The sequence below is a fragment of the Pseudomonas marginalis genome, from assembly GCF_024169655.1.
In the GTDB taxonomy this organism is placed as follows: Bacteria; Pseudomonadota; Gammaproteobacteria; order Pseudomonadales; family Pseudomonadaceae; genus Aquipseudomonas; species Aquipseudomonas paraveronii.
The window spans coordinates 5,799,807-5,821,956 of sequence record NZ_JALJWV010000001.1; the positions used below are offsets into that span (position 1 = coordinate 5,799,807).

The 22,150-nt window shown below is 61.5% G+C and carries 22 protein-coding genes and 1 riboswitch; of the genes, 10 read left to right on the forward strand and 12 right to left on the reverse strand.

Translation table 11 applies throughout. The annotated features are described in order from the left end of the window. Positions 1-28: 28 nt before the first annotated feature. A complete protein-coding gene (locus tag J2Y83_RS26820) occupies positions 29-424 on the forward strand; it encodes a DUF1090 domain-containing protein (protein WP_253399856.1) in 396 nt (131 codons plus the stop codon). Positions 425-429: 5 nt separating this feature from the next. Here the strand turns inward: J2Y83_RS26820 and J2Y83_RS26825 are convergent, their stop codons facing one another. Further along, positions 430-879: a c-type cytochrome gene (locus J2Y83_RS26825; RefSeq protein ID WP_253399858.1), complete on the reverse strand. Its 450-nt coding sequence runs from the start codon at positions 877-879 to the stop codon at positions 430-432. A gap of 130 nt (positions 880-1,009) precedes the next feature. Here J2Y83_RS26825 and mltA point away from each other — a divergent pair, with 130 nt between their 5' ends. Continuing rightward, the gene (gene mltA / locus J2Y83_RS26830) at positions 1,010-2,194 is read left to right on the forward strand and encodes a murein transglycosylase A (RefSeq protein WP_253399859.1); all 1,185 of its coding nucleotides are present in this window, start codon (positions 1,010-1,012) and stop codon (positions 2,192-2,194) included. Positions 2,195-2,247: 53 nt separating this feature from the next. Here the strand turns inward: mltA and J2Y83_RS26835 are convergent, their stop codons facing one another. The 4 genes from J2Y83_RS26835 to J2Y83_RS26850 form a co-directional block, all read right to left on the reverse strand. Next, positions 2,248-2,634, reverse strand: a complete 387-nt coding sequence (locus J2Y83_RS26835; protein WP_253399860.1) for an MAPEG family protein — start codon at positions 2,632-2,634, stop codon at positions 2,248-2,250. Between the two features lie 160 nt (positions 2,635-2,794). Next, the gene (locus J2Y83_RS26840; protein WP_253399861.1) at positions 2,795-3,682 is read right to left on the reverse strand and encodes a formate/nitrite transporter family protein; all 888 of its coding nucleotides are present in this window, start codon (positions 3,680-3,682) and stop codon (positions 2,795-2,797) included. A 71-nt stretch (positions 3,683-3,753) separates the two neighbouring features. Then, entirely contained in the window at positions 3,754-5,688 is a 1,935-nt protein-coding gene (locus J2Y83_RS26845) for a patatin-like phospholipase family protein (RefSeq protein WP_253399862.1), read from the reverse strand. A 98-nt stretch (positions 5,689-5,786) separates the two neighbouring features. Beyond that, entirely contained in the window at positions 5,787-6,191 is a 405-nt protein-coding gene (locus tag J2Y83_RS26850) for an acyl-CoA thioesterase (RefSeq protein ID WP_282598561.1), read from the reverse strand. A gap of 198 nt (positions 6,192-6,389) precedes the next feature. Continuing rightward, a riboswitch (S-adenosyl-L-homocysteine riboswitch) is annotated at positions 6,390-6,496 on the forward strand. 21 nt (positions 6,497-6,517) lie between these two features. Here J2Y83_RS26850 and ahcY point away from each other — a divergent pair. From ahcY to J2Y83_RS26870, 4 genes are all read left to right on the forward strand, one after another. Then, positions 6,518-7,927, forward strand: a complete 1,410-nt coding sequence (ahcY, locus tag J2Y83_RS26855) for an adenosylhomocysteinase (RefSeq protein ID WP_253399863.1) — start codon at positions 6,518-6,520, stop codon at positions 7,925-7,927. Positions 7,928-8,099: 172 nt separating this feature from the next. Beyond that, positions 8,100-8,945 carry a methylenetetrahydrofolate reductase [NAD(P)H] gene (gene metF, locus J2Y83_RS26860; protein WP_253399864.1) on the forward strand — a complete coding sequence of 282 codons (846 nt, stop codon included), beginning with the start codon at positions 8,100-8,102 and terminating at the stop codon, positions 8,943-8,945. A gap of 232 nt (positions 8,946-9,177) precedes the next feature. Continuing rightward, positions 9,178-9,981: a substrate-binding periplasmic protein gene (locus J2Y83_RS26865; protein ID WP_253399865.1), complete on the forward strand. Its 804-nt coding sequence runs from the start codon at positions 9,178-9,180 to the stop codon at positions 9,979-9,981. Between the two features lie 222 nt (positions 9,982-10,203). Continuing rightward, positions 10,204-12,099 (forward strand): DEAD/DEAH box helicase, encoded by a 1,896-nt coding sequence (locus tag J2Y83_RS26870; protein WP_253399867.1) that lies wholly within the window; start codon positions 10,204-10,206, stop codon positions 12,097-12,099. 68 nt (positions 12,100-12,167) lie between these two features. Here the strand turns inward: J2Y83_RS26870 and J2Y83_RS26875 are convergent, their stop codons facing one another. After that, the gene (locus J2Y83_RS26875) at positions 12,168-12,764 is read right to left on the reverse strand and encodes a YceI family protein (RefSeq protein ID WP_247407210.1); all 597 of its coding nucleotides are present in this window, start codon (positions 12,762-12,764) and stop codon (positions 12,168-12,170) included. A gap of 32 nt (positions 12,765-12,796) precedes the next feature. Further along, on the reverse strand, positions 12,797-13,348 hold the full coding sequence (locus J2Y83_RS26880; RefSeq protein ID WP_253399869.1) for a cytochrome b: 552 nt from the start codon (positions 13,346-13,348) through the stop codon (positions 12,797-12,799). 270 nt (positions 13,349-13,618) lie between these two features. On the opposite strand from J2Y83_RS26880, the gene J2Y83_RS26885 reads away from it, so the two are divergent. Together J2Y83_RS26885 and J2Y83_RS26890 are read left to right on the forward strand one after the other, a co-directional pair. Then, positions 13,619-15,025 (forward strand): adenosylmethionine--8-amino-7-oxononanoate transaminase, encoded by a 1,407-nt coding sequence (locus tag J2Y83_RS26885; protein ID WP_253399870.1) that lies wholly within the window; start codon positions 13,619-13,621, stop codon positions 15,023-15,025. A gap of 39 nt (positions 15,026-15,064) precedes the next feature. After that, on the forward strand, positions 15,065-15,784 hold the full coding sequence (locus tag J2Y83_RS26890) for a 16S rRNA (uracil(1498)-N(3))-methyltransferase (protein WP_253399871.1): 720 nt from the start codon (positions 15,065-15,067) through the stop codon (positions 15,782-15,784). Between the two features lie 18 nt (positions 15,785-15,802). On the opposite strand, the gene J2Y83_RS26895 is transcribed toward J2Y83_RS26890, so the two are convergent. Together J2Y83_RS26895 and J2Y83_RS26900 are read right to left on the reverse strand one after the other, a co-directional pair. Beyond that, positions 15,803-16,705: a transporter substrate-binding domain-containing protein gene (locus J2Y83_RS26895; protein WP_253399872.1), complete on the reverse strand. Its 903-nt coding sequence runs from the start codon at positions 16,703-16,705 to the stop codon at positions 15,803-15,805. 34 nt (positions 16,706-16,739) lie between these two features. Next, positions 16,740-17,981 carry a D-amino acid dehydrogenase gene (locus J2Y83_RS26900; protein WP_253399873.1) on the reverse strand — a complete coding sequence of 414 codons (1,242 nt, stop codon included), beginning with the start codon at positions 17,979-17,981 and terminating at the stop codon, positions 16,740-16,742. A gap of 107 nt (positions 17,982-18,088) precedes the next feature. Here J2Y83_RS26900 and J2Y83_RS26905 point away from each other — a divergent pair, with 107 nt between their 5' ends. Beyond that, the gene (locus J2Y83_RS26905) at positions 18,089-18,991 is read left to right on the forward strand and encodes a LysR family transcriptional regulator (protein ID WP_253399874.1); all 903 of its coding nucleotides are present in this window, start codon (positions 18,089-18,091) and stop codon (positions 18,989-18,991) included. Between the two features lie 127 nt (positions 18,992-19,118). Here the strand turns inward: J2Y83_RS26905 and trhA are convergent, their stop codons facing one another. Next, a complete protein-coding gene (gene trhA / locus J2Y83_RS26910) occupies positions 19,119-19,736 on the reverse strand; it encodes a PAQR family membrane homeostasis protein TrhA (protein WP_253399876.1) in 618 nt (205 codons plus the stop codon). Between the two features lie 144 nt (positions 19,737-19,880). On the opposite strand from trhA, the gene J2Y83_RS26915 reads away from it, so the two are divergent. Then, positions 19,881-20,801, forward strand: a complete 921-nt coding sequence (locus J2Y83_RS26915) for a LysR family transcriptional regulator (RefSeq protein WP_253399878.1) — start codon at positions 19,881-19,883, stop codon at positions 20,799-20,801. A 105-nt stretch (positions 20,802-20,906) separates the two neighbouring features. On the opposite strand, the gene madM is transcribed toward J2Y83_RS26915, so the two are convergent. After that, positions 20,907-21,671, reverse strand: coding sequence for a malonate transporter subunit MadM (madM, locus tag J2Y83_RS26920; RefSeq protein WP_253399880.1), 765 nt, complete (start codon positions 21,669-21,671; stop codon positions 20,907-20,909). 1 nt (position 21,672) lies between these two features. Continuing rightward, positions 21,673-22,086 carry a malonate transporter subunit MadL gene (gene madL / locus J2Y83_RS26925; RefSeq protein WP_064454526.1) on the reverse strand — a complete coding sequence of 138 codons (414 nt, stop codon included), beginning with the start codon at positions 22,084-22,086 and terminating at the stop codon, positions 21,673-21,675. Positions 22,087-22,150 lie beyond the last annotated feature (64 nt).

Consider the following 22,150-nt stretch of genomic DNA (forward strand, 5'->3'; position numbering starts at 1 on the left):
CCACTAGATTGCGACTTTGGAGCTCCCTATGAAATTTTTAGCCCCTTTTGCCCTGCTGACCGTCGCATGTTTCATGGCGACGCCGCTGCTGGCAGCCGAAGAAGCAACCCCACTGACCGGCTGCGCCGCCAAGCGCCAGGCCATCAGCACCCAGATCGAACAGGCCAAGGCCCATGGCGACAGTGCACAACAGGCCGGCCTGGAAAAAGCCCTAAGTGAAGTCACGACCAACTGCACCGACGCCGCCTTGAAAAAGGAGCGCGAAAACAAGGTACTCGACGCCAAGCACGACGTCAGCCGCCGTCAGGCCGACCTCGACAAGGCGATGAAAAAGGGCGACGCGGACAAGATCAACAAACGTAAGGACAAACTGGCCGAGTCGCGCAAAGCACTGCAGGATGCGGTGGAAGAACTCGACCAGTAAACCGGTCAGTGGTCCCGGAACTGCTTATGGCAGGCGCTGCAGGCATCTTCGACTTTCTGCACCGCAGGCGTAAGGTTACTGGCCTTGTAGGGCTGCACCTGACTTGCGATCACCAATTCACCGGTGGCCGCTTCGAGGTCGCGGGCCAGTTGCTGGAATTGCGCCTGTTTTTGCCAGACGTCGTCCTTGGCGCTGGTGTGGTCTTCCTCACGCACGCTCGGAAAATGCTTCCACGGCTCACGGGACAACGCATCGAGCTTGACCGCGCCTTCGGCGAACTTCGCGCCGTCGAACGGGATACGTCCACGCAACATGCCACCCAGGTCTTCGCCGGTCTTGAGCATTTGCTTGAAGATAGCCTTGCGCTGGCCCAGGGGCGAATTCGGATCAACGCCGCCACAGGCGGACAGCGCCAGGCAGGCGAGCAGTACAACAGTCAGTTTTTTAAAAGTCATGGTGGCTTCGAGGTCACGGGAAAACGGCGGCCAGTATCCTCGCCCCACCCGTAAAGACCAATAGCCCTATTAACGATAAGGGTTGCCCAAACGCGTCGGCGCGCGGGCAATCGCTTCAGGAATTGCTTGTATGAATATCGCTTTGAAACCCTGGAGCCGCCGTCTGGCGTGGGCTCTACCGATGATCGCAGTGCTGGCCGGCTGCGATGTGGGCAAGGATGCGCACAAAGATGAAACTATCAAACCCCATGCGGTGGCCACCTATGTGAGCGCTCCGTGGGAAGCGCTGCCGGCGGTGTCCGATAGCGAACTGCTGGCCGGGTTTGAATCCTGGCGCAGCGCCTGCCAACGCCTCAAGGCCGACCCGGTGTGGGGCGCGACCTGCGCGGCGGCAACTGCAGTGCCAGGGGATGCGGCGGCGGTTCGCGGTTTTCTCAAGGAGCGCCTGGACGTATTCGGCCTGCGCTCGGCCGACAACACCCCGAACGGCCTGATCACCGGCTACTACGAGCCGGTCTACCCCGGCAGCCTGACCGAAACCCCTACCGCCCATGTGCCGGTGTACGGTGTGCCGGACGACCTGATCATCGTCAACCTCGAAAGCATCTACCCGGAACTCAAGGGCAAGCGCCTGCGCGGCCGCCTGGAAGGTCGTGTGCTCAAGCCGTATGACGACGCCAGCACGATCAACGGCCAAGGTTCCAGCGCCAAGCCGATCGCCTGGCTGACCGACCCGATGGACCTGCAATTCCTGCAGATCCAGGGTTCGGGCCGAATTCAACTGGCAGGCGGGCGCCAACTGCGCATCGGCTACGGCGACCAGAACGGCTACCCCTACCGCCCTATCGGCCGCTGGCTGGTGGAACAAGGCGAGCTGAAGAAAGAAGACGTGACCATGGGCGCCATCAGCGCCTGGGCCAAGGCGCATCCGCAGCGCATTCCGGAATTGCTGGCGAGCAACCCCAGCTACGTGTTCTTCAGCGCCCGCCCCGACAGCAACGAAGGCCCACGCGGCTCGCTGAACGTGCCGCTGACCGCCGGCTACAGCGTAGCGGTGGATCGCAAGGTGATTCCGCTGGGCAGCCTGTTGTGGCTGTCGACCACACGCCCGGATGGCGCACCGATCGTGCGCCCTGTCGCCGCGCAGGATACCGGCGGCGCAATCACCGGCGAAGTGCGCGCGGACTTGTTCTGGGGCACAGGGGAAGCAGCAGGCGAACTGGCAGGGAATATGAAGCAACAGGGGCAGATCTGGATGTTGTGGCCCAAGGGCGCCGTATTACCCCAGGTGCCGGATGCCCCAGCCGGCACCTGACCGACGCTGATCGACAATGTGGGAGCAAGCCGGCTCCCACACGGCGACAGGCGTTAGATCGAGACGAAGAAGAAACTCGCAATCAGCGCCATGCCCACCGCCCACACCAGCGAGCGCAGGATGGCCCAGTCCGCCAGGTAACAGATGATGTACAGCAGGCGACTGGTGATAAACAACACCGCGAGGACATTGATCGTGACCAGTTCGGCGTTGCCCGCCAGGTGCGCGATGATCACGGCGGCAGCAAACGCCGGGGTCACTTCAAAGCTGTTGAGCTGCGCGTTGTGGGCACGTTTGGCGAAGCCTTCCAGGGTATCGAGGAAGGCACGCGGGTCATGGTTCTGCCGTGGCCCGAACTTGCCGCCGCTGAATTTGGCCACACCTGTACACAGGTAGGGCAGAAAGATTGCGATCAATACACACCAGAAAGCGACAGTCATCACTCATTCCTTTTTTGGTTTTATCAAGACGGCTAGCGTTTTATCACGAACATGCTGGTCAGCCCGCATCCACAGGCGATGGGCCCAACGGCATGGCCCAAAGCACCAAAGCGTAGCTCATCAATACGCACACCCCGGTCGGCGACGGTAGCGCCTCCGTTCACTGATCCTTATTGATCCGCTGCGGATGCCTCGGGTCCGCTGTAGCCTTGCCCGGCAGGCTGCTTTCGCTGCGGATCTGCGCGTGGCTGATCAGCGCAAAGATACAGCTCCCGCCAATGATATTGCCGGCCAGGGTCGGCCCGGCGAATATCAGCCAGAAATCCTTCCATGGCAGTTCACCGGCAAATACCAGGTAAGACACTTCCGCCGAACCGACCACGATGTGGGTGAAATCCCCCAGCGCCATCAGGTAGGTGATCAGGATGATGATCCAGATCTTGGCGCTTTCCATCGACGGGATCATCCACACCATGGTGGCGATCATCCAGCCGGAAACGATGCCCTTGGCGAACATCTGACCGGGGTCGTTTTCCATGACTTTGCGTCCAATTTCAAGGAAGGCCAGGTCGGTCTTGGTATCGAAGATCGGCAGGTGCAGCATCACATAGGCCACCAGCAAAGTGCCGCACAGGTTACCCACCAGCACCACCGTCCACAGCCGCAACAGGCGCCCGGCGTTATTCAGGGTCGGTTTGCTCATCACCGGCAGCACTGCGGTCAGGGTGTTTTCAGTGAACAACTGCTGGCGCGCGAGAATCACCGCCAAAAAGCCCGCGCAATAGCCGAAGCTAGCGATGACTTTGAACCCTTCACCGTCCGGCAGGCGCGAGTTGAGCAGGCCCATGCCCATCAGTGACAGGCCCATAGTCAGGCCCGCCGCCAGCGCCGACCACCACAATGCCGCCACCGTGCGCTCCAGTTCCTGATCGCCCTGGGTGCGGATGATTTCATGCAGCACAGCCGCACGGGGCGGCTGGTTCTTGTCGACGTCGTGCTGCTCTTCCTTCGACAGGTTGGGGGTTTTGCCGTCGTCGTTCGTGTCCATGATGTTCCAGAGTCCAAGAGGTGTCTGTAGCTACGACAGGCTGGAGCAATGGCTGTTCAGTGGCGTGGCAACTAAACCGGTATGCGCCAGGCTTTGGCCATCTCCACCGTGGTCGAGCGGAACGGTTTTGACCAGGGTTTGTTGCGCGCGCCATAGCGCTCGATGATACCGTCGAGCACCCGGTTGAACTCTGCGGGGGTGCTCGCCTTGGCCAAATCCGCTGCAGCGCGTTGCAGCAGCTCGACGTTGGCGTCGGTCTGACCGGGTCGGTACAGCGATGGGTAGATGACCTCGCGGGTGAAGTTTTCGGCCTTTACCGCGATGTCGCGCCGTTTCATTTCGGCGACCGCACTGGCCATGACCTTGGACATCGGCGCGGCGCCCGACGCCTGCTTGGCCGCCACCTGCAACAACTGCTGGAAATTGCGCTGCCCAGCTGCATTCAGGCGCCGCCCCAGCCACTCGACGTGCTCAGGCCGGCTGGCGAGCGCATCCAGGTTACGCAGCGCGGCAGACAGCTCTGGCGTGAAGATCAGGGTGTCGTGGGCCTGGTTCACCTTGGCAATGGCACGGTCCAGGGTTTGCAATGCTTGTTGCGCGCTCTTTCTGAACATCAATACCGCCGTCGCAGCCGGCTCTTTCTGCAAGGTTTCCTGCACACTGGCCAACATCGCATCGTCCATCGCCAGCACCGCGTCATCCAATGAGGCAAACGTGTGACGCTCGCGCACCGTGTCGCGTTGTTCCAAATGCGCCGCCACGGTTTTGCGTGCCTGTGCCTGCAGATGCTGCTTGTCCTCCGCGCTCATGGTGAAATTCACAGTGCCGTTGAGCGTGCCGCGAAAGTCCCCCTTATCCGTCTTCAGCGGCAGGACCACGGTCTGCTCGGCAAACGCCTTGAGCCGCTCATTTTGATAAGCCTCGGCGGACGCATGGGGCGTTCCGGTCAGCTTGTCGACGAGGCTGCTGAAAAAACCGCCGCTTTTTTTCGGCGTTGCAGCGTCTTCGGCTTCAAATTTGACGATCAGAGACTCGTGCTGGCTCAACGGGCTTTCTGCAAACGAGGGCTCGATCACCCCGGGGGCAGGCGTATTGAGCAGCAAGCCACCGTCCTGGAACGCAGTGGCTTCGGCGGTTTCCTGGAAGGCATGCCCCTGCTCGGTAGGGCGCTTGAAAAGCACCGGCAACGACGCCGAAATGTGCGCGGCGCGGGCGATGTCCATGTCCGGGGTCAGGCTGGCGTTGAACGTCACCAGTTGCGGGCGACCGTCGAACATTCCGGTGCCGGTGATATTCAGCGGCTTGATCGCCGGGATGTGTCGGTTCAACACCTCAAGATCGCGAAACGTCGGCGCCCCGCCGGCGCTGAGCCGATCAGCGATTTTCATGACTTCGTCAGGCCGGGTCGCCCTTGGCGTGGCGGCGATATGGGCGAGGATCGATTCGCGTGACTCGTTGCGCAGCAATTGCTCCAGGGGCTGCGCCTCGGTTTGCAGGCGCGGCATCACGCTCAGCAACAATTGGGAGATATTGCCCGCCGGGCCTGGCAAGCGCCCGATGAGTTTGCCCAGACGGGAACTGGCCTCTTGCAGCCAGGCCGTCAACGGGTTGTCGCTATTCAACAGGCTCGGCAGGTCGATGCGGTTCGATAGCGTGCCGAAGGCCTCGGCGTTCATGCCGCTGGCGAGCAACGTGGCAGAGATCGCGCCAGCGGATGAGCCGGAAATAACCTGGATACCTTGCAGCTTCCCGCTGTCCTCCAGCGCCTGGACCATTCCCGGATAGGCAATGCCTTTGGCACCTCCGCCGCTGAGCACCAGATGGCTGGGCGGAGGCGGCGACAACACCACGTCCACCTGGCCGTTACTGTGGCGCGAAAGGCTCAACTTGCGCGGCCCCACCCCCTCAACCAAGGGTGTGTTGACGCCTTGGCTGAGGGAGGATTGCGATGACTGAAGCGAAGGCGGCTGCACCTGATGGGCAGCCGGATTGGAGGACACTTTCATACACAGGCTCTCAATACAGGATGTAGTCCTGAGTGATGAGAACGCCTGAGAAAGATCCACCTGGAATGATTTGGTAAAGCAATCAATCCGGTGAGCGGTTACGCAGGGAGGTTGTCTTCCTTGAACTGGTCCTTCACGTACTTGATCTCGGTCCGGCCGTGCGGCGCGGGCAAACCGTCTTCGCCGAGGTTGACGAAGACCATTTTTTCCACAGTCAGGATGCTTTTGCGGGTGATCTTGTTGCGCACTTCACAGGTCAGGGTGATGGAGGTGCGGCCGAAATCGGTGGCGGTGATGCCCAGCTCGATGATGTCGCCCTGGCGCGAGGCGCTGACGAAGTTGATTTCGGAGATGTACTTGGTCACCACCCGCTGGTTGCCCAATTGAACAATCGCGTAAATGGCCGCTTCCTCGTCGATCCAGCGCAGCAGGCTGCCACCGAACAGGGTGCCGTTGGGGTTGAGGTCTTCAGGTTTTACCCATTTGCGGGTGTGGAAGTTCATGGTCACTCCAAAACGTCTTGCCGAATGATGGGCAACATAATGGCAGAGCCCGGGCTCAAGCTCTATGCGCTATTGCCTATCAACCCCATGCGAGATCTTCATCCCGCCGACAGAAAGGCTTGGGAAGTGCCGCGTACACAGCTATAATCGCCCCCGCTTCAAAACGGTCATCTTCGGTTGATACCGTTCTCCCGCCACCTGTCCGAGGGGCGCTGCAGCAGGTTCAACCTGTCAGGCTCGGATGGGGCGTTGTCCGGCCTGGTTACCCTGGCCTGATACTAAACGCACAACGGCGCCCATTCGCACACTACGAATGGAGGCTCTTCATGAGCGCTGTAATTACGCCTGCAGATTTCAACGACTACAAAGTCGCCGACATGTCCCTCGCTGCCTGGGGCCGTCGCGAAACCTTTATCGCCGAATCCGAAATGCCTGCCCTGATGGGCCTGCGCAGCAAGTACGCCGCTGAGCAACCGCTCAAGGGTGCGAAGATTCTCGGCTGCATCCACATGACCATCCAGACTGCCGTGCTGATCGAAACCCTGGTTGCCCTGGGTGCCGAAGTGCGCTGGTCGTCCTGCAACATCTTCTCGACGCAAGACCAGGCCGCCGCCGCCATCGCTGCCGCCGGTATCCCGGTATTCGCCTGGAAAGGCGAGACCGAAGCAGAGTACGAGTGGTGCCTGGAGCAAACCATCCTGAAAGATGGCGCGCCATGGGATGCCAACATGATCCTCGACGACGGCGGCGACCTGACCGAGTTGCTGCACAAGAAGTACCCGCAGATCCTCGACCGCGTCCACGGCGTGACCGAAGAAACCACCACCGGCGTACACCGCCTGCTGGACATGCTGGCCAAGGGCGAGCTGAAAATCCCGGCCATCAACGTCAACGACTCGGTGACCAAGAGCAAGAACGACAACAAGTACGGCTGCCGTCACAGCCTGAACGATGCCATCAAGCGCGGTACCGACCACCTGCTGTCGGGCAAGCAAGCCCTGGTGATCGGCTACGGTGACGTGGGCAAGGGTTCGTCCCAGTCCCTGCGTCAGGAAGGCATGATCGTCAAGGTCTCCGAAGTTGACCCGATCTGCGCCATGCAAGCCTGCATGGACGGTTTCGAAGTGGTTTCGCCGTTCATCGATGGCATCAACGATGGCAGCGAAGCAAGCATCGACAAAGCCCTGCTGGGCAAGATCGACCTGATCGTGACCACCACCGGTAACGTGAATGTCTGCGATGCCAACATGCTCAAGGCCCTGAAAAAGCGCGCCGTGGTGTGCAACATCGGTCACTTCGACAACGAAATCGACACCGCTTTCATGCGCAAGAACTGGGCATGGGAAGAAGTGAAGCCACAGGTCCACAAGGTTCACCGTACCGGCTCGGGCGATTTCGACCCACAGAACGACGACTACCTGATCCTGCTGGCCGAAGGCCGCCTGGTGAACCTGGGTAACGCCACTGGCCACCCAAGCCGTATCATGGATGGCTCGTTCGCCAACCAGGTACTGGCGCAGATCTTCCTGTTCGGCCAGAAATACGCCGACCTGTCGCCGGCCCAGAAAGCCGAGCGCCTGACCGTGGAAGTGCTGCCGAAGAAACTCGACGAAGAAGTGGCCCTGGAAATGGTCCGCGGCTTCGGCGGCGTGGTGACTCAACTGACCAAGACCCAGGCCGACTACATCGGCGTGACCGTCGAAGGTCCGTTCAAGCCGCACGCTTACCGCTACTAAGTAACCAGCTCCACCTGCTCTAACCTGTAGGAGCGAGCTTGCTCGCGAAAAACCCAAGGGCACCGCGTACAGCCTGTTTGACGCGTTATCGTTGACGTTCTTCGCGAGCAAGCTCGCTCCTACAGGGCAGGTGGGTTGCACAGTCGGCTTCTGAGTTTCCAAGGGTATTACCATGTCCCAAGACCGTCGCTACAGCTTCGAGTTCTTCCCGACCAAGACCGATGCTGGGCATGAAAAACTGATGGCGACTGCCAAGCAGTTGGCCAGCTACCACCCCGACTTCTTCTCCTGCACTTACGGCGCCGGCGGTTCGACCCGTGACCGCACGATCAACACCGTGTTGCAGCTGGAAAGCGAAGTCAAAATTCCCGCCGCGCCGCACTTGTCGTGCGTGGGCGACAGCAAGGCCGACCTGCGCGCCCTGCTGACCCAATACAAGGCCGCCGGGATCAAGCGCATCGTCGCCCTGCGCGGTGACTTGCCATCCGGCATGGGCATCGCCAGCGGTGAGCTGCGCTACGCCAACGACCTGGTGAGCTTCATCCGCGAAGAAAGCGGCGATCACTTCCACATCGAAGTGGCCGCTTACCCGGAGATGCACCCACAGGCGCGCAACTTCGAAGACGATTTGCAGAACTTCGTGCGCAAGGCCAACGCCGGCGCTGACAGTGCAATCACCCAATACTTCTTCAACGCCGACAGCTACTTCTACTTCGTCGAGCGTGTACGGGCCTTGGGTGTGAACATCCCGATCGTGCCGGGCATCATGCCGATCACCAACTACAGCAAGCTGGCGCGCTTCTCCGACGCCTGCGGTGCTGAGATCCCACGCTGGGTGCGCAAACAACTGGAAGCCTATGGCGACGACGTCAAAAGCATCCAGGCGTTCGGCGAACAGGTTATCAGTGAGATGTGCGAACAATTGTTGCAAGGTGGCGCGCCAGGGTTGCACTTCTATACCCTGAACCAGGCTGAACCTAGCCTTGCCATCTGGAACAACCTGAAGCTGCCACGCTAACGCTTGTCCGGCGGTGCCAAGGCCCTCGTCTCTACGAGGGCCTTTGTCGTTTTACATGCTTCACACTGCACCACAATGTGGCGACAAAAAGGCGCAGCAGAATCAGGAACGTCGTCATCCCTGGCGCAGCCCCGCTGGCGCTCGGCAGTTACTACCACGATAAGGTTTCCAAGATGCGGGAATCACCGCGCCAGAGCTTCTCTTTAACCCAGGAGCGTCGTAACCTCAGGCCATGCCCGTGATTTTCAAGCTGTTGACCGCGACACTTTTCACTTGCCTGAGCCTGGCCGCTTACGGCGAGAAACTGCGCATTGTCACCGAGCCGTGGGCGCCCTATGTGTACGACGACAACGGCACCATGCGCGGGCTGGACTATGAAACCACGGTGATCGTGTTCCAGCGCCTGGGCGTCGATGTGGAATGGCAATTCCTGCCATGGAAACGCTGCCTGAACATGCTCGAACAAGGCCACGCCGACGGCGCGCTGGATATTTTCCACAGCCATGAGCGCGATGCCCTGCTGCTGTACCCCAGCGAACCGCTGTCGGAAGTGGAGTTCGTGCTGTTCTACGCCAATGAGCGGCCCCACCCGGTCCTGACCCTCGACGAGCTGCGCAACCTGACCGTCGGCACCTCGCCGGGCTACCTGTATGGCGCGCAATTCAGCGAATCCAGCCTGTTCCATCGCGAGCCGGCGCCGACTCATGAAGCGAACTTCGGCAAATTGATGCTTGGCCGCATCGATCTGCTGGTGACTGACCGCAGGGTCGCTCAGCATGTGATCAAGGCATTGGGCCTGGAAGGCAAGGTCAGCCAGGCGCCCGTCGTGATCAGCCGCCAGCAGCAGTTCCTCGCGGTGCGCCGTGGCGCAGGCATGGACCTGCTGGTGCAGCGCTTTGCCGCTGAACTCAAGCGTTTCAAGCACGAGCCGGCGTACACCGCCTTGAGCGCCAAATATGGTGGTATTCAAACCGCAGCTGTGCCGATTACACTGCCTGAACGCACCGTTGAGCAGCAGGAAAGCAGCGCGCCGTGATTGCTCTGTTATACTGCGGCCTTCCCGCTAGGCTTACGCCCGGCCGCTGAGGTCTTGAAAAAGGCACCCAACCCCGCTACTGCGCAGCTTTCAAGCCCGCGCGAGCCGGTGGAGTGCCCGCCAGACGCAGCAGGACCGGACGGGATTGCGCTCCCCTAAGCGCCATTCACGCCCGGCAAGATTATCCCTTTGGGCCAAGCCCTAACTAGAACAGGATTACTCATGTCCTTTGCTTCCCTCGGTCTCTCCGAGGCTTTAGTCCGCGCCATCGAGGCAGCGGGCTATACCGAGCCTACTCCGGTGCAACAGCGGGCCATTCCCGCCGTGTTGCAAGGTCGCGACCTGATGGTTGCGGCTCAGACAGGTACTGGTAAAACCGGCGGCTTCGCCCTCCCGATTCTGGAGCGGTTGTTCCCCAACGGTCACCCGGACAAGTCCCAGCGTCATGGCCCGCGCCAACCGCGCGTACTGGTCCTGACCCCAACCCGCGAACTCGCCGCCCAAGTGCATGACAGCTTCAAGCTGTATGCCCGCGACCTGAAGTTCGTCAGCGCCTGCATCTTCGGCGGCGTCGGCATGAACCCACAGGTTCAGGCCATGTCCCGTGGCGTTGACGTCCTCGTCGCCTGCCCGGGTCGTCTGCTCGACCTGTGCGGCCAAGGCAGCGTCGATTTGTCCCACGTAGAAATCCTCGTGCTGGACGAAGCCGACCGCATGCTCGACATGGGCTTTGTCCATGACGTGAAAAAGGTCCTCGCCCGCCTGCCGGCCAAACGTCAGAACCTGCTGTTCTCGGCAACGTTCTCCAACGACATCACGGCCCTGGCCGGCAAGTTGCTGCACAACCCGGAACGCATCGAAGTCACGCCGCCGAACACCACGGTCGAGCGTATCGAGCAACGCGTGTTCCGCCTGGCCGCCAGCCACAAACGTTCGCTGCTGGCGCACCTGATCACCGCCGGTGCCTGGGAACAGGTGCTGGTGTTCACCCGCACCAAGCACGGCGCCAACCGCCTGGCCGAGTACCTGGACAAGCACGGCCTCACCGCCGTCGCCATCCACGGCAACAAGAGCCAGAACGCGCGCACCAAAGCGCTGGCCGACTTCAAGGCCGGTGAAGTACGCATCATGGTGGCCACCGATATCGCCGCACGCGGCCTGGATATCGACCAACTGCCGCACGTGGTCAACTTCGAGCTGCCCAACGTCGACGAAGACTATGTACACCGTATCGGCCGTACCGGCCGCGCCGGTCGTTCGGGCGAAGCCATTTCCCTGGTAGCGCCGGACGAAGAAAAACTGCTGAAAAGCATCGAACGCATGACCAAGCAGAAAATCGCCGACGGCAACCTGATGGGCTTCGATTCCAGCGCCGTTGAGGCCGAGAAGCCTGAAGTGCGCGAGCGTCCGGACGTGCGTAACCCGCGCAACCCACGCGGTCCGAAGGGCGATGGCCCGAACGGCGGCGGTGGTGGCGGTGGTCGTCGCGACAAGGGCAAGGACAAGGGCGGCAAGGAAAAAGCGCCAACCAACGGCCGTGGCGAACGCCCGGCCCGCGAGCAGAAACCCCGTGAAGGCACCCCGGCCCGCGAACAGCGTCAGCCGAGCCAGCCAAGCCAGACCCCACGCGCCAGCGCCGACCGCGCGCCGGACGAGTTCCTCGACGACGATGTGGATAACTTCGGTAACCGCGTCGACTACGTGCCCCAGGCCAAACCGGCCCAGGGTCGCGGCCGTCGTCCAGGCGCTCCGGCTCCGGGCGCTGGCACTGGCGCACCCCGTGGCGGCCAGCCACAGGGCGCGCGCCAGAACGGCCCGCGCAACAGCAGCGGCGGCACCACCGGTACGCCACCGGCCAAGCGCAGCGGCCCGCGTAACGGCGCACCGCGTGATGGTCAGGCGCGTCGCGAAGACTCGCGCAGCAACAACCGCCGCCCAGCCCGTGACGACCAGCCACAGTTGTCCGAGCCAGCGGTGCAAAACCCGCGCGGCGGCCCGGCACCGAAAATCATCCACAAGGAGTCGAAAGCCGACCGCTTCCCGACACCCGAGCAGCTGGATCAGTTGCCAGGCCGTCCTCGTGGTGAAAAACCAGCGCTGCTGACCCGCAACCGCTGATTTTCAAAGCGCCAAAAAAAATGCCCCGGATCGTGAGATCCGGGGCATTTTTGTGTAGCGGGCGAAAATTACTTCGCTTTCACACCTTCAAACGTCACGTACAGCTCAACATTGTTGGACGCTGGGCCCAGGTCCATCTGCTTGCCGAAGTCCTGGCGATTGAAGCTGGTGGTGCCTTCAAAACCGGCACGGTAGCCGCCCCATGGATCTTTGCCTTCACCCAGGAAGGTGGCCTTGACAACGATCGGCTTGGTCACGCCGTGAAAGGTCAGGTCGCCGGTCACGTCGGCAGTGACTTGGCCCGCAGCATTTTTACCGGTGGTTTTAACACTGGTGGAGACGAACTTGGCATCGGCAAACTTGCCAACGTCCAGGAAGTCTTTGCTGGAGATGTGCTTGTCACGTTCGGCGTGGTTGGTGAACACGCTGGCGGTACGGACGTTGAACTCAATCTTGCTGTCTTCAGGCTTGGCGGCATCGAAGCTGAACTTGCCGTCCAGGTCCTTGAACGTACCGGTGATGAAGCTGTAGCCCAAGTGGCTGATCTTGAAATCGACGAAGGCGTGCTGGCCTTCTTTGTCGACAACATAGTCAGCGGCCATCACCTGACCTGCGGACAGCAGAGCAGAACCGATTGCCAGAGCGGCGAGTGTCTTTTTCAACATGCTTTCTATTCCTTGTGAGTCGAGGTTGAACATCAGGCTTTGCGCCCCAGCATTCGCGTGAGGGTCGCATCACGATCGATAAAGTGGTGTTTCAACGCGGCCACGCCGTGCAGGCCGGCGAAAACCACCAGCACCCAGGCGAGGTACAGATGCACCACGCCTGCGGTGTCTGCCTGGTCCGGCAAACCGGAAACCAAAGCAGGAATCTCAAACAGGCCAAACACCGGGATACCCACACCGTCTGCGGTGGAAATCAGGTAACCGGCAATCATCACGGCAAATAAGCCGACATAAAGGAACGCATGGCCAAAGGCAGCACCGATTCGCGTCAAGCGGCTGTAGCTGGCCAGCGCCGGCGGCGCCGGGCTGATCAGGCGCCAGACAATACGCACCAGCATCACCGCGAACAGCGTAATGCCGATGCTTTTGTGCAGGTCCGGCGCGTCTTTGCGCCACGTGCTGTAGTAGTCGAGACCGACCATCCACAAGCCCAGGGCGAACAGACCAAACACCACCAGGGCCACGCCCCAGTGCAACACCATGCTGACCCAGCCGTAGCGGGCTGGTGAGTTACGTAGCTGCATGTACTTAATCCCGTAAGAACTGTGCCCAAGACTAACGATTTACCTATCGAATTAAAGCGCAAATTTTTGCTTTGAAATATCGAGAAATATGATCATAAGCCTAGGCACGATACGTTAACGAGGGATTAAGACTATTCCCAAGAAACGTGACAGTCCGTCCTATGTTTACCGCGAATTCCCCACAATGGCTTGTGACACGGGCCTCCATTGCATAGGCTTGCGCGATTGTTTCGCCTGCGAAGATGCAGGACCGCTTCGAGGAGATAGACGATGGGCTTGAACAACCAGTGGATGCAACGCGACCTCGAGGTGCTGTGGCATCCCTGCACCCAGATGAAAGACCACCAGCAACTGCCGCTGATCCCGATCAAGCGGGGTGAAGGCGTATGGCTGGAAGACTTCGAAGGCAAGCGCTACCTCGACGCCGTCAGCTCCTGGTGGGTCAACGTATTCGGCCACGCCAACCCGCGCATCAACCAGCGCATCAAAGACCAGGTCGACCAACTGGAACACGTGATCCTCGCCGGCTTCAGCCACCAGCCGGTGATCGAACTGTCCGAGCGCCTGGTGGCGATGACGCCCGCAGGCCTGACCCGGTGCTTCTACGCCGATAACGGCTCGTCATGCATCGAAGTCGCGCTGAAGATGAGCTTTCACTATTGGCTCAACCGTGGCCTGCCGAACAAAAAACGCTTCGTCACCCTGACCAACAGCTACCACGGCGAAACCATCGCCGCGATGTCGGTGGGCGACGTGCCGCTGTTCACCGAAACCTACAAAGCGCTGCTGCTCGACACCATCAAAGTACCGAGCCCGGATTGCTACCTGCGCCCCGAGGGCATGAGCTGGGAAGAACACTCGCGCAACATGTTCCTGGCCATGGAACAGACCCTCGCCGACAACCACGACACGGTCGCCGCCGTGATCGTCGAACCGCTGATCCAGGGCGCCGGCGGCATGCGCATGTACCACCCGGTGTACCTCAAGCTGCTGCGCGAAGCCTGCGACCGCTACGGCGTACACCTGATCCATGACGAAATCGCGGTGGGCTTCGGCCGCACCGGCAGCATGTTCGCCTGTGAACAGGCCGGCATCCGCCCGGACTTCCTGTGCCTGTCCAAAGCCCTCACCGGCGGCTACCTGCCGCTGGCGGCGGTGGTCACTACCGAAGACGTCTACGGCGCCTTCTACGACGACTACAACACCCTGCGCGCCTTCCTGCATTCCCACAGCTACACCGGCAACCCGCTGGCGTGCGCGGCGGCCCTGGCGACCCTGGATATTTTCGAAGAAGACAACGTCATCGAAAACAACAAGGCCCTGGCCCAGCGCATGGCCACGGCCACCGCACACCTGGTGGACCACCCCCACGTGTCGGAAGTGCGCCAGACCGGTATGGTGCTGGCCATCGAGATGGTCCAGGACAAAGCCACCAAAACCGCCTATCCGTGGCAGGAACGCCGTGGCCTGAAGGTGTTCGAACACGCCCTGGAGCGCGGTGCGCTGCTGCGGCCGTTGGGCAGCGTGGTGTATTTCCTGCCGCCGTATGTGATTACGCCGGAGCAGATCGACTTTTTGGCGGAAGTGGCCAGCGAAGGGATCGATATCGCCACCAACAGCAAGGTGAGCGTTGCCGTGCCCAAAGACTTCCACCCAGGCTTTCGCGATCCAGGTTGATTTGCCCTTCAAGCGTTGTATTTTTTCCAGAGAACAGAAATGAGACTGTCCCGCTTTTTCACCGACACCCCGCTGAGCCTCGGCGAGCATGAATTGCCTGAAGCCCAGGCGCATTACATCAGCCGCGTGCTGCGCATGGGCGAAGGCGATGCCGTGCAACTGTTCGACGGTTCCGGCCAGGAATTTCGCGGCACGTTGCTGGAGGTCGGAAAAAAACGCGTCAGCGTGCAACTGACCGAGCAATTCGCCGGGCAGACCGAATCGCCGCTGCACATTCACCTCGGCCAGGGCCTGTCCCGGGGCGAGCGGATGGATTGGGCGATCCAGAAAGCCACCGAACTGGGCGTCAACGCCATCACGCCGATTTTCAGCGAACGCTGCGAAGTGCGCCTCAAGGACGAACGCGCCGACAAACGCCTGCAGCACTGGCGCCAGGTGGCGATCAGTGCCTGCGAGCAATGCGGGCGTTCGACGGTGCCGGTGATTCACCCGCCGCTGTTACTCGCCGATTGGCTGAAGCAGACCGAGGCGGACCTGAAGCTGGTGCTGCACCCGGTCGCCGAGCCGATGATCAGCCATGCCAAGCCGTCGAGCCTGGCCTTTCTGATCGGCCCCGAGGGCGGCTTGACCGATCCTGAAATCGACACCGCCCAAGGCGCCGGCTTCCATGCCGCCCGCCTCGGCCCGCGCGTGTTGCGCACCGAAACCGCACCGGTTGTCGCGCTGTCGGTCGCCCAACAACTGTGGGGCGACTTCTGACCAACCCGAGGAGAGGGTTTATTCCACCGGATCGCTCACTGGCGTAGCAAAGATCGCCTTCAACTCGGCGCTCATCGGAAACTCCAGGTTCAGGCCCTTCGGTGGGATCGGCTGTTCAAACCAGCGCCGGTAAATCCCATCGATCTCGCCGGTGCGGTACAGATCGCCCAAGGTGTCGTTGACCACCGCGAGAAACTGCGGATCGTCCTTGCGCACCATGCAACTGTAGATCTCCCGCGACTGCTCCTCGCCCACCACCACCCAGCGATGCGGGTCCTTGGCCTTGGCGCGCTCACCGTAGAGCAACGCATCGTCCATATAGAACGCGGCTGCGCGGCCGGTCTCAAGCATCTTGAAGGCTTCGCCGTGGTCCTTGGCGCTGATCACCGACAGGTTGCCGTTGTGCTCGGCGTTGTAACTTTTGAGAAAGCGCTCGTTGGTGGTGCCGGCGGTCGTCACCACGTTTTTGCCCTTGAGGTCGGCGAAGCCTTGGATGCCGCTGTCTTTTGCCGTCAGCAGTTGCCCTTTCACGTAGATAAACCCGTAGGAAAACGCCACTTGCTTCTGCCGCTCGGCGGTCACCCCGGTAGAGCCGCACTCCAGGTCGACGGTGCCGTTCTGCACCAGCGGGATGCGGGTTTGGGAGGTCACCAGGGTGTACTTCACCGCGAGGTTCGCCCCCCCGGTTTTCTGCTGGATGCGTTCGACAATCTTGTTGGCCAGGTCCACCGAATAGCCCATGGGCTTGCCGCTCTGGTCGCCCACGTAGGAAAACGGCACCGATGCATCGCGATAACCCAAGGTAATGGACCTGGCGCTGGCGATCTTGCTCAACGTGCCGTCCAGTGCGGCGTCTGTCGCCTGAACCGGTGTGCCGAACAAAAGCCCCAGGGTGCAGGCGGTCAACAGGATTTTTTTCATTGTTATTCTCCGTTGGTTCTCGGGTGATGACGATTCAAGCGGCGCGAGGCGCCAGGCCCTGCATATCTATCGATGGAACGTGCTCGCCGATCAGTTCGGCCAGCAGTTGGCCGCTGCCGCAGGCCAAGGTAAAACCGAGCGCGCCATGGCCCAGGTTCAGCCACAGGTTGCGATACACGCTGGCGCCGATCAGCGGCACCCCGGTCGGCGTGGCGGGACGCATACCGGCCCATTCGACCGCGTGGGCATAGTCGCCAGCCAGGGGGAGTGTCTCGACCGCCTGGCGTTTGATCAACGCGAGCCGCTTGGGCTCAAGGCCGGCGTCGAAGCCGACGATATCGACCATCGCCGCCACCCGCAATTGCTCGCCAATCCGGGCGTACACAATCTTGCGATCGTAGTCGGTGATGCTCACATTCGGCGCCCGATGCTGCGCGCCAATCGGCACGCTCAGGCTGTAGCCCTTGAGCGGATACAGCGGCAGCGATAACCCCGGCAACCCCAACCCAGCGCTGCGATGCCCGGCGGCAAGGACCAGTTGCTCGACCGGCATCACCGCCTCACCCAACTCGATCGCCTGCACCGCACCGGCGCTATGCCGAATCGCGGTGACCTTGCGCCCCAGCAAGAAGCGGCAACGCCCCGACGCTTGCAACCGCGCCGCCAGGCGTTGGCAGAAAGCGTGACAATCGGCCACTTCCTCGTTCGGCGTGTAGATCCCGCCGACAAACCCACCGCTCGCCAGCGCCGGCTCCAGGCGGGCGCAGTCGGCAGCCGAGAGCACCTGTTGTTGCAGGATGTCCGTGACCTTGCGACGCGCATGCTCGAAGGTCTCGGCGTTGCGAAACGTCACCAGCTTGCCGTTACGCCGCCAGTCGAAACCGTCCAGGCGGTCATCCTCGCGCCATTGCTGCAAGGTGGCCTGGCTCAGCGACGCCAAACGCAGCAAGTGGGCGGCATTGCGCTGGTTCACCGAACCCCGGCAGGCGCCGAGGAAAGCCGCCATCCAGCGCCATTGCTGCGGGTCGAGGCGCGGGCGCAGCTTCAATGGCGAATCACCGCGCAGCAGCCAGCCAAGCGCTTGCAGCGGCACCCCGGCATCGGCCAACGGCGCGACGTAGCGATACGACAACTGCCCACCGTTGGCGAAACTGGTTTCGCAGCCCAGGGTGTCGCGCGCGTCGATCAGCGTCACGTCATGCCCGGCGCGCACCAGCGCGTAGGCGCTCGTCAGGCCGATGACCCCACCACCGATGATACAAACCTGCCTGGCCATTCCCGCTCCTCGCCGTTGAATAAGAGGGCTCAAGCGTAGGGGCAGGTGACAGGCCAGCGACAATGAATAAAGATGGGCCACCTATAAACAAAGGTTATGGACTCGCCATGCGCTTGCGTCATATCGAAATCTTCCAGGCCATCCGTCAGACCGGCTCCATCAGCGCCGCTGCGCAATTGCTGCATGTCTCGCAACCGGCGGTGAGCAAAGTGTTGCAGCACGCCGAGTTGCAACTGGGCTTCCCGCTGTTTCTGCGCGTGCGCGGCAAATTGCAGCCCACGCCGGAAGCCCTGGCGTTGGAACACGAAGTCGAGAAAGTCAGCGAAAGCCTGCAAGGCGTAAGGCGCCTGGCCAAGAGTCTGCGCCGTGCGCCTGCGCAAAGTGTGCGGATCGGTGCGATCCCGGCGCTGGCGCTGTCGTTGCTGCCACCGGCGATTCTGCAGTGGCAACGCGCTTACCCGGACATTGCCTGCGAGCTGTCCAGCGACCATAGCCGCGAGTTGGTGCAGAAGCTGTTGATGCGCGAAATCGACCTGGCGCTGACCCTCAACTTCGCCGGCCACCCGGGGCTCACCACTCAAGTGCTGGCCAACGGAGCCTTGGTCGCGTTGGCGTCCAAGGGCTATTGGACCGAGGCGCAAACCCGCAAGCCGCTGCCGTTGGCGGAACTGGCGGGAGCGCCGTTGATTGGCCTGTCCAGCGCCGACCCCTTGGCGGCAAAGCTCGACAGCTACCTGGAAAAAGTCGACCCGCCGCCACGGGTGAGCCTCTCGGTGCAGACCTACGCCCTGGCCCGCGCGATGGTCGAATCCGGCGCCGGCCTGACCGTCATCGACCCCTTCACCGCCCTCGGCGCGTCGACGGCGACCACCCGCATCCGCACGCTCACGCCGCCGCTGCCGATCACCCTGTACGCCCTGACCCGCGCCAACGAACCGCCGCCGCACATGCTGGCCAACCTGCTGCAGATCTTCGGTGAGCGTGCACGGGAGCTGCTGGAACGCCTGTGAGAACACCGAGGACCATGTGGGAGGGGGCTTGCCCCCGATGGCGGTGGTTCAGCCAGCTTATTTGCCAACTGACACACCGCCATCGGGGGCAAGCCCCCTCCCACATTTTTTTAGACCGCGTCGTGCGTTAGAGCACGTAGTGCATGATCGCCACGAAATGCAGCAAACTGCCGCCGATCACAAACAAATGCCAGATCCCATGGGAATGCCGCAAACGATCCTCCAAGGCAAAAAAGATGATGCCAACGGTGTACAACACGCCGCCCGCCGCCAGCCAGATAAACCCCGCAGTGCCCAGCGCGGCAATCAGCGGCTTGACCGCCACCAGCACGATCCAACCCATCACCGCGTAGATCACGATCGACAGAATCCGCGCCTCGGAACGCGGCTTGATCTCCTGCAGAATGCCGATCACCGCCAGCCCCCACACGATCCCGAACAGCGTCCAGCCCCACGGTCCTCTTAAACTGACCAGGCAAAACGGCGTGTAACTGCCGGCGATCAACAGGTAGATCGAAAAGTGATCGACCTTCTGCATAATCGCTTTTCGCCGCCCCTGCACGCTGTGATACACCGTCGACGCGCTGTACAGCACCATCAGCGTAAAGCCATAAATCGCCACGCTGACGATCTTCCAGGGGCTGCCATCCAGGCTCGCCACCACCAACATCCACACGGCGCCCACACACGCCGCGACTGCGCCGAGCAAATGGCTCCAGGCGTTGAATCGTTCCCCGTGGTACATCTGTCACTGACCCCCTGTAACCGTTAACCGCTGCCTGACAAGCGTCCCGCCTTGCGCATAAGAGTGCAAGGGCCTTATGACGTTCCGGCGACGCCGCGCGGTTTTGCGGGCACAATCGGCCGTATTCGAACAAGAGCCACGGCCATGCTGATCGACGAAGAGTTCACCCTCAAAAAGCTGGAAATCTTCCTGGCGTTCATGCGCACCGGCAACCTGGCCCGCGCCGCCGCCGAGCTGCAAACCAGCAACGTCAGCGTACACCGCGCCATCCATTCCCTGGAAAACGCCCTGCGCTGCCCGCTGTTCAAGCATGAAGGCCGCAACCTCACCCCGCTGGAAAGCGCCTACGTGCTCGAAGAACGCGCGCAAAAGCTGATAGCCGACGTGATCGACAGCGTGCGTCTGACCCGCGAAGCCGCCGGCTTCTCCGCCGAACGCTTCAAGCTCGGCTCGCTGTATTCGCTGACGGTGAAAACCGTGCCGCAACTGATCATGGGCCTGAAAATCCGCCGCAGCGAACTCAACATCGACCTGATCCTCGGCTCCAACTTCGACCTGCTGTACAAGCTCAAAAACATGGAAGTCGACGCGATCCTCATCTCCCTCGACGAACAGGCCAACGATCCCGACTGTGCGCAGATTGCGCTGTTCTCCGACGACATCTTCCTCGCCACGCCTGCCGATTCGCCCTTCGACCGCGAGCAGCAAATCGACCTGGCCGACGTGCGCGACGCCACGTTCATCACCCTCACCCAGGGCTTCGCCACTCATCAGGACGGCAACCGCGTGTTCAAGCAAGCGGGGTTCGAGCCGAAGGTGGCGATGCAGGTCAATGACATCTTCACGCTGCTGAGCATGGTCAGTTCGGGGGTGGGTTATGCGCTGCTGCCGGGAAGGATTGCGGCGGTGTATGAGAACCGCGTGAAGCTGATACCGCTGCAACCCAGGTATCGGTTGCAGCAGCATATCGGGGTGGTGTTCTTGAAGGCCAAGGAGCGCGACCCGAATTTGCTGGCGTTGTTGGCGGAGTGTCGGATGTATGCCAATCGGCAGGTGACAGTCTGACAGACCGCTATCGGGGGCAAGCCCCCTCCCACATTGAAATGCATTCCAAATGTGGGAGGGGGCTTGCCCCCGATAGCGCCAGACCAATCACCGCAAATCCCAAAGTCAGCCGACCAACCCACGCACAATAAAGTACAGCAACGAAGGCCCGAGCAAACACCCAAGCCCGGTGTGGAACGTCGCGGTCAGCGCGCCATACGGCACCAGGCGCCGATCCGTCGCCGCCAGCCCTGCCGTCACGCCACTCACCGTACCGGCCAGTCCACCAAACACCATCGCCGAACGCGGGTTATCCAACCCCATCCAACGCGCCGCGACCGGTGTGCCGACCATCACCAGAATCGCCTTGATCAGGCCGGTGGCGATCGACAGCGCCATCACATCCGAGGTCGCGCCAATCGCCGCGCCGGTCACCGGGCCGACGATGTAGGTCACGGCGCCAGCGCCAATGGTGGTCATGCTGATTGCATCGCGATAACCAAACACCCAGGCCAGGCTCGCACCGACGATAAACGGCAGGATCGTGCCCAGCAGCAGCGCAATCACACCGATCATCCCGGCCTTGCGCGCTTCGGTGGCTTGCACTTCAAACGCGGTGGCGACGATGGCGAAGTCGCGCAGCATCGCGCCGCCCATCAGGCCGATGCCGGAGAACAGCGATAGATCCGCCAGGCCTTTTTGCCCGCCGGTCATGGTGCCGCCAACCCAGGCCAGCACCAGGCCGATCACGATGGCAATCGCCGAGCCGTGAACGCGCCCGAACGTCAGACGCTTGGACAGCACCACGGAAATCCACATCACCACGCCCACAAACGCAAAGGCAGTGACCAGGCCGTTATGTTCCAAGCCTTTTTCGATGAGATCCCACATATCAGCGGCCTCCCACGACAGGTGTCGGCGTGATCAGCGGCTCTTCATCGGGCAACGGTTCGCCCTTGTGCGTGCGGCTGATCAACGCGATGGTGCATCCACACACCACCACCGAACCGATGGCCGCGAGCACCGCGACCGGGCCGCCGTGCAGGGCGGTGACCACGTTTTGTTGCGCGGCCATCGCCACTACCACAGGGATGTACATGGCGCCCCAGAAGCCGACGCCCATTTCGCAGTCCTTGGTCATACCGCCGCGTTTTTGCATCCACAGCCGCGCGCAGATCAGCAGGATCATCGCGATACCCACCCCGCCCACGTTGGATTTAACGCCGAGCAATACGCCAAGCATGTCACCCATGATCACGCCCGCGAGCGTGCAGATCGCCAGCAATGCCACACCGTAAATAATCATTATTGTTGTCCTCAAAGTGCTCGATCGAATTTTTGTTGTTGTGCTTCGAAAGCCTTGGGTAGTG